This window comes from Nocardia sp. XZ_19_231 (genome assembly GCF_015355705.1).
Taxonomy (GTDB): Bacteria; Actinomycetota; Actinomycetes; order Mycobacteriales; family Mycobacteriaceae; genus Nocardia; species Nocardia salmonicida.
In genome coordinates, this window is the sequence record NZ_JACUZI010000005.1 from 60,130 (window position 1) to 73,801 (window position 13,672).

A 13,672-nucleotide genomic window follows, 5' to 3' on the forward strand; every position below is an offset into this window, starting at 1 on the left:
CCTTATCTTGAACATCACTCAAGAACGCGTTAGGCTTCTTGAGCGACGTTCAAGAGATCACGAGATAAGGCTGGTTCCTATGGACACCGACAACGCGACCGCCGAGCTGCGACGGCTCGACACCAGTGGCCTGCTCGCCCTGTTCACCACCCTGGAAGCCCCCACGATCGCCGAGATCGACGGTGAGTACACCGCCGCTCTGCTGGCCCAGCCGAACCTGTTCGCCGTGGTGACAGGCAAGGTGTCTGTCGAGAACCCGCTCGGGCCGTGGCTGTGCAAGGCATTCCGGCCCGTCGACGAGAACGGCGGGCGCGGCTACAACACTTTCGGCGAGTTCGGCCAGGTCCGGCAGCGCTACCCGATGCGCACGCTGTTGGCCCCGTCCCGCTACGACGGTGCTCCGGCCTACACGCTCATCTATCGCGCCTACGCCTCGATGTGTGGGTCGATCAACATGGTGGACGAGGTGCGGCGTGCCGCGCCCGGCGTCTACCTGGGCATAGGCACCTGGGGATTCACCGACGCCCAGCGTCGCGTCCCCCGCCCCTTCCTGCTGACCGGCCCGGTCGGCTCCTACCGCGGCGACATCGGCAAAGCCCGGCACGACTTCACTCCCGGCCCCCGCGAGCTGCCCGGCCCACCCGCCTGAACATCACTCACCTGACTGCCCCATCCGAACGAAGGACCCATGACCACATCTCCCCGCACTGCGCTGATCACTGGCGCGTCCGCCGGCATCGGCGCGACGTTTGCCCACCACCTAGCCGCGAACGGCTACCAGCTGCTGCTCGTGGCCCGCCGCGCCGATCGCCTACAGGAGCTCGCATCGCAGCTGAGCGAACGCCACGATGTTCGCTGCGAGGTGTTCGCCGCCGACCTCACCGACCCCACCGCACCCGCCGCGATTGTGGAGTACGCCGACCGGCAGGGCTTGGATGTCGACGTCCTGATCAACAACGCAGGCCTTTCGGGCAAGACCGCGTTCGCCGACACCCCATGGGACGCCGTGGCCGGGGAGATCCAATTGATGGTGACCGCCCCGACCGAACTTGCCCATCTGGTCATCCCCGGTATGAAGAAGCGCCGTTGGGGCCGCATCGTCAACCTGTCCTCGGTCGCCGCGTTCGCTCCACCCGGCGCCAGCCTGCTCTACACCGGGATCAAGTCCTACGTCCTCAACGCCTCGCAAGCCCTCGACATGGAACTCAAACCGCACGGCATCCACGTCACCGCCCTGTGCCCCGGCTTGACCCACACCGAATTCCACGACGTCATGGGCACTCGCGACAAAGCCAACCATCTGCCCCGGATCCTCTGGCAGCAGCCCGAAGCCGTCGTCACCGAGGGCTGGGACGCTGTGATGAAAGGCAGGCCCGTGTGTGTCCCGGGCATCGTCAACAAGATCTCCGCCGCCGCCATGAAGCCCCTGCCCATCCGCCTGGGCTACCTCATCGGAAAGACCTTCAACCCCTTCAAGAACAGCTGACGCCGCTCACTCGCTTTCGGCGACGGCCTGGGCTTGTCGGCCGCTGGGACAGCAGCGTGGGGAATTCGGTGTGCAGCACGCAGAATTCGTTGTTCGAGGGGCTTGATGGTGGGTGATCTTGTCCGCGCTGCCTGTCGCGGTCATTGTTCGCTGTTTAGCTAGAGTGCTAAATTGCAAACATGACCGAGATCGACCTTGCCGAGGAAGCGGGAGTGTTCCGCGCACTGGCCGATTCGACGCGCCGCCAGATCTTGGAGGACCTCCGCTCCGGCGAGTTGACCGCGGGTGACATCGCCGCGAGGTTTCCGATCAGCGGTCCCTCGATCTCCCGGCATCTGGGCGTGCTCAAGGCAGCCGGACTGGTCCGGGAGCGGCGAGACGCCAATCGCATCTTCTACTCGCTGGTCGAGGAGCGACTTGCGTTGTGCGTCGGCAGGTTTCTGAGCACGATCTGCCCCGAGCAGGTCATCGTCAGGCAGCGCAGAGTGCGCAACACCGAGAACGGGGAACCCGGATGAGACCTCCGCGGATGTCGAGCGTCATAGAGCGACGCCTGCTTGTGAACTACCGAGTGGACCCCGAGATCGCCGCAAGCCTGATGCCGCCGACGATGCGGCCTCAGTTGGTGAACGGTTGGGCGGTCGCCGGCATCTGCCTGATCCGCCTCGGACAGTTCCGGCCCAGTGGACTACCCGGCTGGGTCGGACTGCGGACCGAGAACGCGGCACATCGCATCGCGGTCGAGTGGGACGGCCCCCAGGGACACTCGACCGGTGTGTATATCGCGCGCCGCGACAGTAACTCGCTGATCAATGTCCTGGCCGGTGGGCGACTCTTTCCGGGTGAGCACAGCTCCGCGCGGTTCGATGTCCGTGAAACAGCGGAGGACCTGCACGTCGCCTACCGCACCCGTGACGAAACGATCTCCGTCGATGCGGACGTCCGGACCGCCGAACGATTCCAGGGCAGTGAATTGTTCGCCGATCTGGCGCAGGCATCGGAGTTCTTCAGGCAGGGCTCGGCCGGATTCTCGGCCACGCGAGGCGGTCAACGCCTGGACGGGCTCGAGCTCCGAACCGATGCATGGCAGGTCGAGCCCGTCGACATCCAATCGGTTCGGTCTACGATCTTCGACGACCCGGACCGGTTCCCGCCGGGCAGCGCAGAGCTCGACTGTGCGCTGCTGATGCGCCAGGTGCCGGTGACCTGGCGGCCCCTGCAACCTCAGCACGTCGTTGCCGACTGCGTCACCGAAGGGGATAGTGCCCGTTGAGAAGCGCTGTCCACCATTCGGTTTGGACATTCGACTTCGGCTCTGATCGCCGCCGTAGTCGAACCCTCCGACCGCCTACAAAAGGACTCGGCCCGGGGTTCGCCGTCAACTCCAAGATCCGGCTGCCCGATTACCTACCGAACGTTGCTTGACGAGGCACCAGCTCGACTACCGCGAGCTACCCCATGCCGCTCCGTTCAGTCGAGTAACGAGGGTAAACCGTCAGCCGATGGAACAACGAAATCGAATGCCATCTCACGCAAGCGCCTGCAGCAATCGCCGTTGAAAGGCAGAAGATGTCCCGCATCAACCTCGGCAAGCTCACCCTCGGTGCCAGCGCGGTAATCGCCGCCCTGATCGCCACCAGCGCCCCCGCCGCAGCCTCTACCTACACGTTCGACCTCCCTATGACCACCACGGGCGCCTACGGTCTCGGCTGCTCCGGTGACGTCTGGGCGGTGGGCAGCGGCTCCACCGACAGTGAGATCCCCGGCACGGTCAACCTCCAACTCAGAGGCTGGCTCAAGGTATTCGGAGTACCGGCCCCGTGGTGCACACTGTCTCCGACGGTGCAATGGCGCAACCTCGACACCGGTGCCACCGGCTGGGCCTCTGTCGGCCTCCGCAACGTGCAGCCCTTCTTCTGGTCGTACCCGGTCATCGGCAACGTCCGCCTGGTCACCGGCCCGGGCCAGGTGGAATTCACCCTCTCTACCGATCTGCCGCACACCCCGAGCGTCACGACTATCCAGGTGTACTGACCGCTCCCCGAAAAGTGCTGCACTGTAAGGACTTCAGATAAGTCGGCACGCCCGGTGCGAGCCGCCGGGCCCGGACCCGACTTCGGGAACGGCACGCTGTTCCATAACGCGGGATCACCCGACCTTCCACGTTTCGTGGCCTGCCACGACACCCTTTCCGTGCTGGGAAACCGCCGGATCACTGGATGATCATCGCTGACGCCCGCCGACGACCTGTATTCGGCAGATCGGTGCGTTCGCGAACGCGCGGGTCGCGGCATTAGCGGGCGTTGCACGCACAGGTGTTGGCCTTGGCCCCGTTGGTCTTCGGGCGCAGCTCTCCTTATTCAAGACTCGGCGCAGGACGGACGCTCGACGAGCGATCCAGATGGGGCCGATCGGCCTCATCCCGCGCCCGTTCCGCTACTGCGAAGGGGAGTGGGGCTGTTCGCCGAGGATATGTGCGTACGGGTCGGCATCAGCGCCCACGTGCCGAAAACCTGATCAGGAATGCACTGAATTCGGCAGATGCGGACGTTCGTGACCGCGCGCCCAGCGGCATGAGCGTGCGTCTCGAGCCGCGTCGCGTGCAGCCCTGAATCGGGTCGCGCCCAGCTGCGATCACGGGATGTTCTGTGCCTGAGAGGGTTTTATTCGCTCCCGGGAAGTCGTGGTTCCGCGTCGGGTGAAAGCCGTTCGATGCCGGGAGCGTCGATCGGTCCCGGGCGAGTGACGACCAAACGACCGATGGCTCGTGGCCACGCGTCCTCGGGTGAAAACGGTTCGCTGCCGGGAGGATAGATCGGCTCCGGGCGAGTTCCGAACAAGTAGTCTCGGAAGGCTCGCAGGTACTTGTCCAGGTCAGGTTGATCGGCGAACCTGGTTTCGGTCGGGTCGAACCACTCGTCCGGTGTCGGCCGCCACCAGATCATGAAGTCGAGGGCCTCGCGCACCAAGGCCCCGTAGGTCGGATCCGCAGCGCAGGCCCGGCGCAGCGGCAGGGCGTAATGCCGCATTCCCTCACCGCGCTCGGCGCGGTGCATGCCCATCAGCGGCCACAGCAGGCCATCGATATGCGGGATTTCGTCCCACCATGTGGTTTCCGTGCGCGGATTCGCGCTAGCCCGCACGCGGCGGTGCGCTGCGGTGACAGGCGCCGGGTAGTCGCAGGGTGCTCCCCGTCGGTCGATGTCGTGGGTCGGCCCGATTCCGAGGTTCACGGGTGGATACCAGACGCCGCGCCACACTGAAACGCCGAAATGGCTGGGATTCACCGGTAGTGGCTCGGCCAGCGAGACGTCGACGGTGATTCGGTGCACGGGTGGCAACAGTCCATCGGGGAACAGATCGGCGACCATCGACAAGCAATCCCGCACGTCGAAGCCGGTCACACCGACACCCTGCCAAAACCGGGCGTCGGTGCACTCGTGCGGGTCGAATTCGATCCAAAACCGCCGCGCCGTGGTCATCCGCGATTTCCTCCCACCGGCACTGATGTCGAACGCCGACCCGATGATCCCAGAGCTGATCAGCGTCCACCACTCGATAATCGGCAGAAGCGGACGTTCGTGACCGCGCGCCCAGCGGCATGTGCGGATATGTCGAAGAAGGGCCAATACCTCTCCTCATCATGATCTCGGCCTGCACCCATGCCGAACCTGTCGGCGGCTGGTCATAGCGTTCATGGAATGAACTGGAGACCGTGGTTGGAGCTGTGGAGCGAAGAATGGATCGCCAGCAGAGATCCTGATGAGTTGGATCCCGAGGTGGTGCAGCAGCGCTGGCTGGGGTACGCCCCGGCCACCGAGGCCGACATCGCCGCGGTCGAGCAGCACCTCGGCCTGCGGTTGCCACCCTCCTATCGCAGCTTCCTGCTGACCACCGATGGATGGCGCCATGCCGGGGAATTCGTGCGGAAGATGCGAGACACCACCAATCTGGGATGGCTGCGTGACCTCGAACCAACCTGGGAGTCCTGGGCCGACCTGATCACCGAGCCACCAGTCGACGCACCGGGTAACCCGTTCAGTCGCGGACTACTGATCTCGCTGCACGCCGACGTCGGAGTCCTGTTCCTCGACCCGGCCGACCGCGACGAGAACGGCGAATGGGCCGCCTACAGCGTGTTTTCCTGGGGGGAGTTCCCGCAGCGGTATCCGTCGTTCACTGCCCTCATGGAATCGGAGTACCAAAGCCTTCATCAAATACGTCAGCCGGCGGGCAAAACCCGTGACATCTGGGATCTGGTGGCCGAACAGGCACGAGGCGAAGCCCTTTCCGGGGACATCGACACAGCCATGGCGGCCCTGGAGAAAGCCCAGCGTTTCGGCCAGTCACGTGCCACGGTCTTACAAACTCAGCTCCAGATGTTCCTCAGCACCTCTTCCCCCTACGATGCCTCCCGGATCCTTTCGCGTGTGCTACCGCTGGCACCCGTTCCGGAGGGATTCTTCACCGGTCCACTGTTCACCGACGAGTTCGTGCCATGCATGTTCCTGCAACACGCACACAAAGAACCCTGGTATGCCTCCGCGCTCGACGTTGCCCAGATCGTCGACGACCCCGGTGGCGAGATCAAACGTGCCATCGACGGGCACCGGGCCCGGGTAGAGCGGCCCGGCTACCAGCTCTCCTACGGCAACCAAGCATTCGACGCCGCGGTACGAAAGGCGCTCGCGCAACACCACTCCGACCCGGCGGCGCTGTGGCATGCGCTCGAGGCCGCGATGGCGGATTGGCAGCCCCGTACGCCAGATCACATCGCCCCGGTCGCGTTGCTCGCCGACCCGGTGCTGGCGTACAGCCTCACCCCGGAACGCGGGCGCGCGCTGTTGAGTCAACCGCGCAGCGGCCGCTGACCCGGCGAGGCTGACCGAATCGGTTCCTTCATCGGTTGCGTGCGACCGGGCGACAACTGGTCCTCACCGCACACCCGCACCGGCCCCGGATCATCTGCGACCACGCCGGATAGCACGCTCATCGGCTTACCGTGCACATCAACGGCCCAAGATATGGTGGGCTGGCGATTTTCAGGTGCCGGATAGGCCGGTTCGAACAGCACCAGTCCTGCCTTGCTACGACAGTGTGCGGTATCAGCCCCGGCTGGAACCGGAAGTGATTCAGTGCTGGATCAGACCGCCGACCGGAGTGGACGTGACGTGACCGGTTGCGGGGCGGGTCTGTGCCAGAGCCAGGCCGGTATCGACAAGCGAGGATCGGCGGAGGTAGGCGACTTCGGGGGTCGGCGTCCAGGTCGGCTCGACAGTCGCTCCGTTCAGTTCGGCTCTGAGATGGCCGCCGGTGACGCGGACGTGGTAGAAGATCCCGATGTTCTGGTGTTCCACGCCCGCGTGGGCGACATCTGCGGGGATCACCCTTGAATCCACTCCGAGCAGTCGTTCGACGACGCCGTCATACCCGGTCTCCTCCGAAAGCTCGCGGATTACCGCATCGAAGGGATCCTCTCCGTGCTCGACCCTGCCACCCGGGAGCGTCCAGGTGGTTTCGCCGCTTTCGGCTACATGGCGAGCAAGCAACACCCGATCCTGTTCGAGGCAGACGCCGTATGCCGCGATTCTGAAAGTCACCCGCTGAACTCTATTCCCGGCACTCAGGTCGCTGGACGAGGCAGATCTCTCGAACGATCGCCCTCATCGGCAAATACGGGATGTATTGGGTGGCAAGGACTCTGGCGTGACGCCACAGAAGCCACCCGATACTGACCGGTCGCTGGTCCTCACCCGCTCGCCGCGCCAAGCGTCGGGGTAACGACTGTAATCGGTTAGCCGATGGAACAATGAATACGAAGCCATCTCATGCAATCGCCCTTGCAGCAATCGCAGTTGAAAGGCTGAAATGTCTCATCGGAAACTTGCCAAAATCTCCCTCTGCGCCGGCGCGGTAGTGGCCGCCCTCATCGCCACCAGTGCCCCCGCCGCAGCCTCGAACTACATCCCCGTCGAGCTCCCCATGACCACCACGGGCGCCCACGGCCTCGGCTGCTCCGGCGACGTCTGGGCAGTAGGCAATGTCTACCCCGACGGCGATGTCCCCGGCACTGTAGACCTCCAACTCAAAGGCTGGCTCAAGGTCTTCGGCGTCCCCGCTCCCTGGTGCACCCTGGCCCCCACAGTCCAATGGCGCAACCTCGACACCGGCGCCACCGGCCAAGCGTCCACCTCCCTCGGCGCCTGGCAACCCTTCTTCTGGTCTGCCCCCGTAGTAGGCAACCTCCGATTCGTAACCGGCCCCGGCCAAGTCGAATTCACCCTCACCACCGACCTCCCCCACACCCCGAGCGTCACAAACTTCCGGGTGTACTGACACGACGGGGCCAACGCGGCGCTTTCACCGCCATTGCGAACAACGCAATGCTGCCCAGGATGCTATGGCGGTGGCCGACGCGCTGGCCTACTCGCGCGCCGAACAGCAACAGCCCGCCGAAGAACGCCGCGTAGGCAGTGGCGATCACGGTGCGGTCAGCGGTCGAGCCGCCGAAGTCGGGCAGCGTAGTCACCTTATCGTCGACGGTATGCACAACCGGACCGAGACCCACGAATTTCTCCGGACCAGGCGCGCACGGATCACTCCGCGGCAGGCCGGACTGGTGACCGGGCCGGGCAGCGCCGTGTTCCCAGCTTGCGCCGCTAGGAAGTCGCGATGCTTGCGGGGATGAGCGTCGATTTACTACGCCCGGATGGAGCGCGGCGACCTCACCGGCGTGTCCCCCGAGGTCCTCGACAGCCTCGCGCGTGCGCTACAACTCGACGAAGCCGAAACCCAGCACCTGCACGCGCTCGCCGATGCCGCCGGACCGCAGCCCGCCCGACGGCGCAAACCCGCGAAGGATCAGGCGGTGCGGTCGATGTTGCAGCGGTTCCTTGTTGTTGAGTCGAGCCGCGAACGGCGACCAGGTGGGTGGACGCATCACGAGCAAGCCAACTCGCAAGGGCGATAGACGGTTCACGAGTCTGCTCACCCGATCTCCTGCGGCAGGCTACGGGGGAGCTGACCTCAAACTACATAACCGGCCCATCGGACAAGTCGACGATGCAGGTGGGGCGCTACACCTGACGCGACATGAGTAACCATGTTACTGTACGACGGCTTTGCTGTGACGCACCTCATGGTCGACAGCAAACGAGCACACCGAAGCAATGAAGCAAGCGGGTGGCGTACATGGAGCGTGTCGTATGTGTCGGTTGAGTCAGCGCGAGTTCGCGATGGCAGGACGGCTCGGCGCAGTGGTGACTATTCGCCGTACGGCCGCGGCGTCGGCGGTCGGGGCCGACGCCGTTAACACGCCTCCGGCCACCCCGTTTGCGAATACTCGAGCAGGTATCGGCCGTCCAGACTCAACCGATTGCGATCTCGCGGCGCCGACCTGGGCGCGACGTGCAGGAACACCGCGAACCCGTCATCGCTGTCGCGAGTCGACCTGATGGCTCGAGCAGTGGTCATGAAGGGATCGATGGTCTCGGCCTCGACTACGAGATCACCTTCGTGCTCGGCAGTCTCCCGCACAGCCGTTCACCGGCCGTACTTTCCGCTGATCGACACCACGCCGCGGACCTGATCCGCGGAAAGCAAGAAGTCCCGAACAACCAAACCCGCTCTGCCTGCTTGGTCAGACAAATACGAAGGATCTCGTGATGCCCGCATTCTCGCGCCGCTCCCTGCTGGGCGGTGTTGCCGCGGCCGGTGCCCTCGCTCTCGGCGCACGCTCGGTCAATTCGGCTGCCCCGGTCGCCGCGCAGCCCGGCACTGTTCCGCTGACGCGCGAAGAGCACAGGGTCGTGGTCATCGGCTCGGGATTCGGTGGAGGCGTCAGCGCCCTGCGACTGGCGCAGGCGGGGGTGCCGGTGACGGTGCTCGAACGTGGACTGCGCTGGCCCACCGGCCCCAACGCCGAAACCTTCCCCCGGGCCTCATCTCCGGACAAACGACTTCTCTGGTATCGCTCCAGTCCGAACCTGTTCGGCCGCCCTATGATCTTCGAGCCCTACACCGGCCTGGTCGAAGCCGTGCCGGGAGTGAACATGACCGCCCTGTGTGCGGCGGGCGTCGGCGGCGGTTCCCTGGTCTACCAGGGGATGTCACTCCAGCCGACCAGGGAAGTCTTCGACACCCACTTCCCGGCCGAACTCGATTGGGCGCTGATGGATCGGGTGCACTATCCGCGAGTGGCCAAGATGCTGAAACTGGCCGAGGCTCCCGACGAATTGGTCGCGAGCGAGAGCTACCGAGCAGCAAGGGTTTTCGCCGAGCGTGTACAGCGCGCCGGCATGCCGCTGTCGAAGATCCCCATGCCCATCGACTGGGATTTCGCGCTCGCCGAACTGCGCGGGGAGATGAAACCGTCCTACACCAACGGTGATGGCGCGATGGGCGTGAACAACGGCGGCAAGCATTCGGTCGACGTCACCTACATCGCGGCCGCCGAGGCCACGGGGCTGGTGAAGGTCGAGACGCTGCACGAGGTGACAGACGTCGAACGCGCCGCCGACGGCCGGTGGATCGTGCATGTGCTGCGCCTGGACACCACCGGCGCGGTGGTCGAGAACAAGATCCTCACCGCGGGCACCCTGATCATGGCCGCGGGCAGCCTCAACACGACTCGCCTACTGGTTCGCGCGGGCGCCAAGGGGCAGATCCCCGATCTACCCGACGGACTCGGCCAGGGGTGGGGGACCAATGCCGACCGAATCTACGTCTGGACCGACCCGTCGGCCGAATTCGGTGCACCTCAGGGCGGTCCGGTGGTCTACGGCAGTAAGAACTGGGACGATCCGCATTCCGCGCACACCGTCATCCAGGCGTCCCTGCCGCCGCTGTCGCTCGACCCGCGCAGCACCATGATGGTCGGTTACGGAGTCAGCGACAGCCGCGGCGCCTTCGCCTACGACTCGGGTCGCGACGACGCGATCCTGCACTGGCCCGCCAACGGCGACAGCTACATTCAGAACACTCACATCAACCCCGCCGTGCACCGCATCGCCGGACCTGACGGCATGCTCCTCGATACCAACGCACTGTTCCCGTCCACCTGGCACCCCTTGGGTGGGGCGAGCATGGGCGCGGTCTGCGACCTCGACGGCCGCGTACACGATCAACCTGGACTCTACGTTCTCGACGGCGCATTGATGCCCGGTAATACCGCGGCCTGCAACCCGTCGATGACCATCGCCGCGGTCGCCGAACGGGCACTGGACAATATCGTCACCCGCGATATCGGCACCCTCATCTGACCGGTGGATACAGGGAATGCGGCAGCGGCCCGGCTCAATGGCAATTCAGACACGACCAATGCCATGTCGTGCGAAGCAGCCCGGCGAATCACACGACGTGAAGCAGGAATTCGATGATGAAATTCTCCGACATGACAATTCACCCCCCTCGGCAAGGGATCTCATCGGCGTGGCGCGTGCCCTTCGCTATCGCCGCTACAGCAGGCACCATGGTCTTGGGCGCGATACAACCCGCCATCGCGATACAACCCGCCCTCGCGCAAGCTCGAGAATCCGGTTGCGGTGGAGAGCATTTCGTAGCGTCCTGGGCGGCCAGCCCCACTGATTCGGTCACACCGTTGGACGCATCCGGTGGGCCTGTTCCGCTGACTGTGAACAATCAAACCTTTCGTATGGTCATTACCCCACATCTGGGCGGAACACAGGTACGTGTCCGTTTGACGAACCGATTCGGGCTCACACCTGTCACCTTCGACACGGTCAGCGTCGGTGATCAGGTGTCGGGTGCAGCCGCAGCGAACATCGCACCGGTTCTCTTCGACGGTAAGCCTTCGATCACGCTCGCTGCTGGAGCCGATGCGCTGAGCGACCCAGTGCCGTTCACCGTCGCGTCGTTCAGTCCGCTGGCGATCAGTATCCACATAGCCGATTCAGTCGGTCCGCCGACGAAACACTGGAATGCCAACGCCACCTCCTACTATTCCCCCGCCGGTAGTGGCGACCTGACAGGACAGTTAGACCCCGCGCGGTTCACCTCCACGACCAACGCCTGGTTCTATGTCAATGCCCTGGATGTGCTCGCACCCGCCGAGACCCGAGCCATAGTCGCGTTCGGCGACTCCATCACCGATGGCTTCGTCGGTACCACCGCGGTTGCTGTCCCCGCTGACCGTGCGGTGGCCGACACCAACGGACGCTACCCGGACTTGCTGCAACGGCGCCTCGACGCCGCTCGCATTCCCCTTTCGGTCGTCAACGCCGGGATCGGCAGCAATCGACTCCTGACCAGCGGCGAACCGCTACTTCTCGGCCCCAGTGGCCTTTCCCGGTTCGAGCGAGACGTGCTCGAACAAGCTGGAGTCGGCGGAGTCCTTCTCCAAGAGGGAATCAATGACCTCGGTCTGCCACCACAGGCCGCCGCGGCAACGATGATCGCCGGATATCAGCAGCTCATCACCACAGCAAGGCAGCATGGCAAGAAGGTGTGGATCGGCACACTGCTCCCAGCCTCCGACGCCGTTGTCAACGGCGTCGTGTTGGCCCCGCGCAGCGAGACCGACCGTCAGCAGATCAACACCTGGATACGTAACCAAACCCTCGCCGACGGCATCGTCGACTTCGACGCTGCCCTCCGTGACCCTGCCAATCCGACTGTCCTACAAGACGTCTATGCCAGTCCGGACCGCCTACACCCCAACCCTGCCGGCTATCAGGCGATGGCGGATACGATCCAACTATCCATGCTGGAGGAGACTCGTTTCCCCGCCTGTTAACGCAAGTAGGGTCACTGTTTGCGCCCAGAACTGCGCCACCAAGCATGGATCGAATCCCAGTGCGGGACCACCGTCCTCGCAGGTAAATACGATCGGCTGACGTTCTTCGACCCGGCCCAGGCCGCTAGGGCTCGACGGAGACTTTCAAGCCTCGAGCTCTGTCTCCGACATGCGTTTTCGGCGATCCGTTTGCGGGACAACGAGATTGCGCAAGCCGCTACAGCGGGGCTCAGGCTGTAGTCAAGACTGGATCGAGGTCTGCGTTTGCGTCGCACCCACACTCGTGCGCCCGCCGCCGTCGAGCTTCCTCGGCCGGCAACACCGCGCGGGCCATGTTCAAGGAGATGACGTGCCGGAAGTACATCGGATCCAGGCAGATTCGGGCGTCGTACTATGGGCCGAAGTTACCGGGGAGGGTTCACCGCATGTCCTCGTGCCCGGTGCGGGGGGAGATCATTCGACGTGGGACCCGATGTGGTCGCCGCTCACGGTGACCAATCGCTGTGTGCGGTATGACCTACGTGGCTGTGGCGAATCAGAGGACCGAACGACCGCGAGGTTTCGCCATGCCGATGACTTGGCTGTGCTGCTCGACGAACTGGGCATCGAGCGGACTGCGTTGACCGGTGCCTCCATGGGAGGCCGGATCGCCGTCGACTTCGCACTCACCTATCCGGATCGGGTCGATCGACTGGTGCTGATCAGTCCAGGACTCGCCGACTGGGACTGGTCGGACACTTGGCGGGGGCGCTGGCTGGAGTTGACCAGGACTGCCCGGTGTGGAGACCTCGAACGCGTCAGGGACATGTGGTTTCACCACCCGTTGTTCGCCACCGCCCGCCGCGATCCGGCGCTGGCCGCCCAACTACGGGCCACCATCGCCGCGGATGCCTGCCGCGTCTGGGTGGATGCCGATCGGGAGATTCCACCGGCGCGGCCCCACGTCGAGTGCTTGCCAGATCTGGACATGCCGGTGCTACTGATCACCGGCACGGACGATGTGCAGGACTTTCGCGTCATCGCCGACATCATCGCGGCGATGGTTCCCGACATTCGCCGCGTAGACCTACCCGATACCGGGCATCTGGCACACCTCGAACGTCCAGTAGAGACAGCAGCGGAAATCGGGACCTTCCTAGATGTCGCTGATCGCGATGACGCCGTTGCCCGTGACCGGTTCGGTGACAGGTGAGGAAGGGTTTGCGCTAACGCCGGGGATACTGCGCAGACACGGCCCATGTCATTGCGCGCGCCTATCGCCTCGACGCGGATTCACACTGAAGGATGCCCGGATTCCAGGTCGCTACTGCCGACCTCGAGCCTTGATCCACCGCCGCAGAGTTGGGGACTCGATCAAGGGGTTCCGTACTGACGAGTAACCGTGTTACCGTTCCGAAGTCGCGTTGACGTGATGGACACCATCTCTGACGTCT

The 13,672-nt window shown here is 64.5% G+C and carries 14 protein-coding genes; 11 read left to right on the forward strand and 3 right to left on the reverse strand.

Annotated elements, in window-relative coordinates; translation table 11 throughout:
* The first annotated feature begins 79 nt into the window (after positions 1–79).
* From IBJ82_RS22230 to IBJ82_RS22250, 5 genes are all read left to right on the forward strand, one after another.
* Complete coding sequence (locus tag IBJ82_RS22230) at positions 80–649, forward strand: hypothetical protein (RefSeq protein ID WP_194827907.1); 570 nt, start codon at positions 80–82, stop codon at positions 647–649.
* Between the two features lie 39 nt (positions 650–688).
* Positions 689–1,486, forward strand: a complete 798-nt coding sequence (locus IBJ82_RS22235) for an SDR family oxidoreductase (RefSeq protein ID WP_194827908.1) — start codon at positions 689–691, stop codon at positions 1,484–1,486.
* Positions 1,487–1,665: 179 nt separating this feature from the next.
* The gene (locus tag IBJ82_RS22240) at positions 1,666–2,004 is read left to right on the forward strand and encodes a metalloregulator ArsR/SmtB family transcription factor (protein ID WP_194827909.1); all 339 of its coding nucleotides are present in this window, start codon (positions 1,666–1,668) and stop codon (positions 2,002–2,004) included.
* Between the two features lie 11 nt (positions 2,005–2,015).
* Positions 2,016–2,759 carry a DUF2071 domain-containing protein gene (locus IBJ82_RS22245; RefSeq protein WP_228537544.1) on the forward strand — a complete coding sequence of 248 codons (744 nt, stop codon included), beginning with the start codon at positions 2,016–2,018 and terminating at the stop codon, positions 2,757–2,759.
* Between the two features lie 296 nt (positions 2,760–3,055).
* Positions 3,056–3,520, forward strand: a complete 465-nt coding sequence (locus IBJ82_RS22250; protein ID WP_194827911.1) for a hypothetical protein — start codon at positions 3,056–3,058, stop codon at positions 3,518–3,520.
* 629 nt (positions 3,521–4,149) lie between these two features.
* Here the strand turns inward: IBJ82_RS22250 and IBJ82_RS22255 are convergent.
* On the reverse strand, positions 4,150–4,968 hold the full coding sequence (locus tag IBJ82_RS22255) for a hypothetical protein (protein WP_194827912.1): 819 nt from the start codon (positions 4,966–4,968) through the stop codon (positions 4,150–4,152).
* A gap of 219 nt (positions 4,969–5,187) precedes the next feature.
* On the opposite strand from IBJ82_RS22255, the gene IBJ82_RS22260 reads away from it, so the two are divergent.
* On the forward strand, positions 5,188–6,357 hold the full coding sequence (locus IBJ82_RS22260; RefSeq protein ID WP_194827913.1) for an SMI1/KNR4 family protein: 1,170 nt from the start codon (positions 5,188–5,190) through the stop codon (positions 6,355–6,357).
* Between the two features lie 261 nt (positions 6,358–6,618).
* Here the strand turns inward: IBJ82_RS22260 and IBJ82_RS22265 are convergent, their stop codons facing one another.
* Entirely contained in the window at positions 6,619–7,086 is a 468-nt protein-coding gene (locus IBJ82_RS22265) for an NUDIX domain-containing protein (protein ID WP_194827914.1), read from the reverse strand.
* Positions 7,087–7,354: 268 nt separating this feature from the next.
* On the opposite strand from IBJ82_RS22265, the gene IBJ82_RS22270 reads away from it, so the two are divergent.
* Complete coding sequence (locus tag IBJ82_RS22270; RefSeq protein WP_194827915.1) at positions 7,355–7,822, forward strand: hypothetical protein; 468 nt, start codon at positions 7,355–7,357, stop codon at positions 7,820–7,822.
* Here the strand turns inward: IBJ82_RS22270 and IBJ82_RS22275 are convergent.
* Positions 7,800–8,015, reverse strand: a complete 216-nt coding sequence (locus IBJ82_RS22275) for a hypothetical protein (RefSeq protein ID WP_194828468.1) — start codon at positions 8,013–8,015, stop codon at positions 7,800–7,802. The genes IBJ82_RS22270 and IBJ82_RS22275 overlap by 23 nt on opposite strands.
* A 180-nt stretch (positions 8,016–8,195) precedes the next feature.
* On the opposite strand from IBJ82_RS22275, the gene IBJ82_RS35450 reads away from it, so the two are divergent.
* From IBJ82_RS35450 to IBJ82_RS22295, 4 genes are all read left to right on the forward strand, one after another.
* On the forward strand, positions 8,196–8,456 hold the full coding sequence (locus IBJ82_RS35450) for a hypothetical protein (RefSeq protein ID WP_370585428.1): 261 nt from the start codon (positions 8,196–8,198) through the stop codon (positions 8,454–8,456).
* A gap of 694 nt (positions 8,457–9,150) precedes the next feature.
* The gene (locus tag IBJ82_RS22285) at positions 9,151–10,746 is read left to right on the forward strand and encodes a GMC oxidoreductase (protein ID WP_194827916.1); all 1,596 of its coding nucleotides are present in this window, start codon (positions 9,151–9,153) and stop codon (positions 10,744–10,746) included.
* Between the two features lie 437 nt (positions 10,747–11,183).
* On the forward strand, positions 11,184–12,239 hold the full coding sequence (locus IBJ82_RS22290) for a GDSL-type esterase/lipase family protein (RefSeq protein ID WP_228537545.1): 1,056 nt from the start codon (positions 11,184–11,186) through the stop codon (positions 12,237–12,239).
* A 169-nt stretch (positions 12,240–12,408) separates the two neighbouring features.
* Complete coding sequence (locus tag IBJ82_RS22295) at positions 12,409–13,431, forward strand: alpha/beta fold hydrolase (RefSeq protein ID WP_228537546.1); 1,023 nt, start codon at positions 12,409–12,411, stop codon at positions 13,429–13,431.
* Positions 13,432–13,672: the final 241 nt, after the last annotated feature.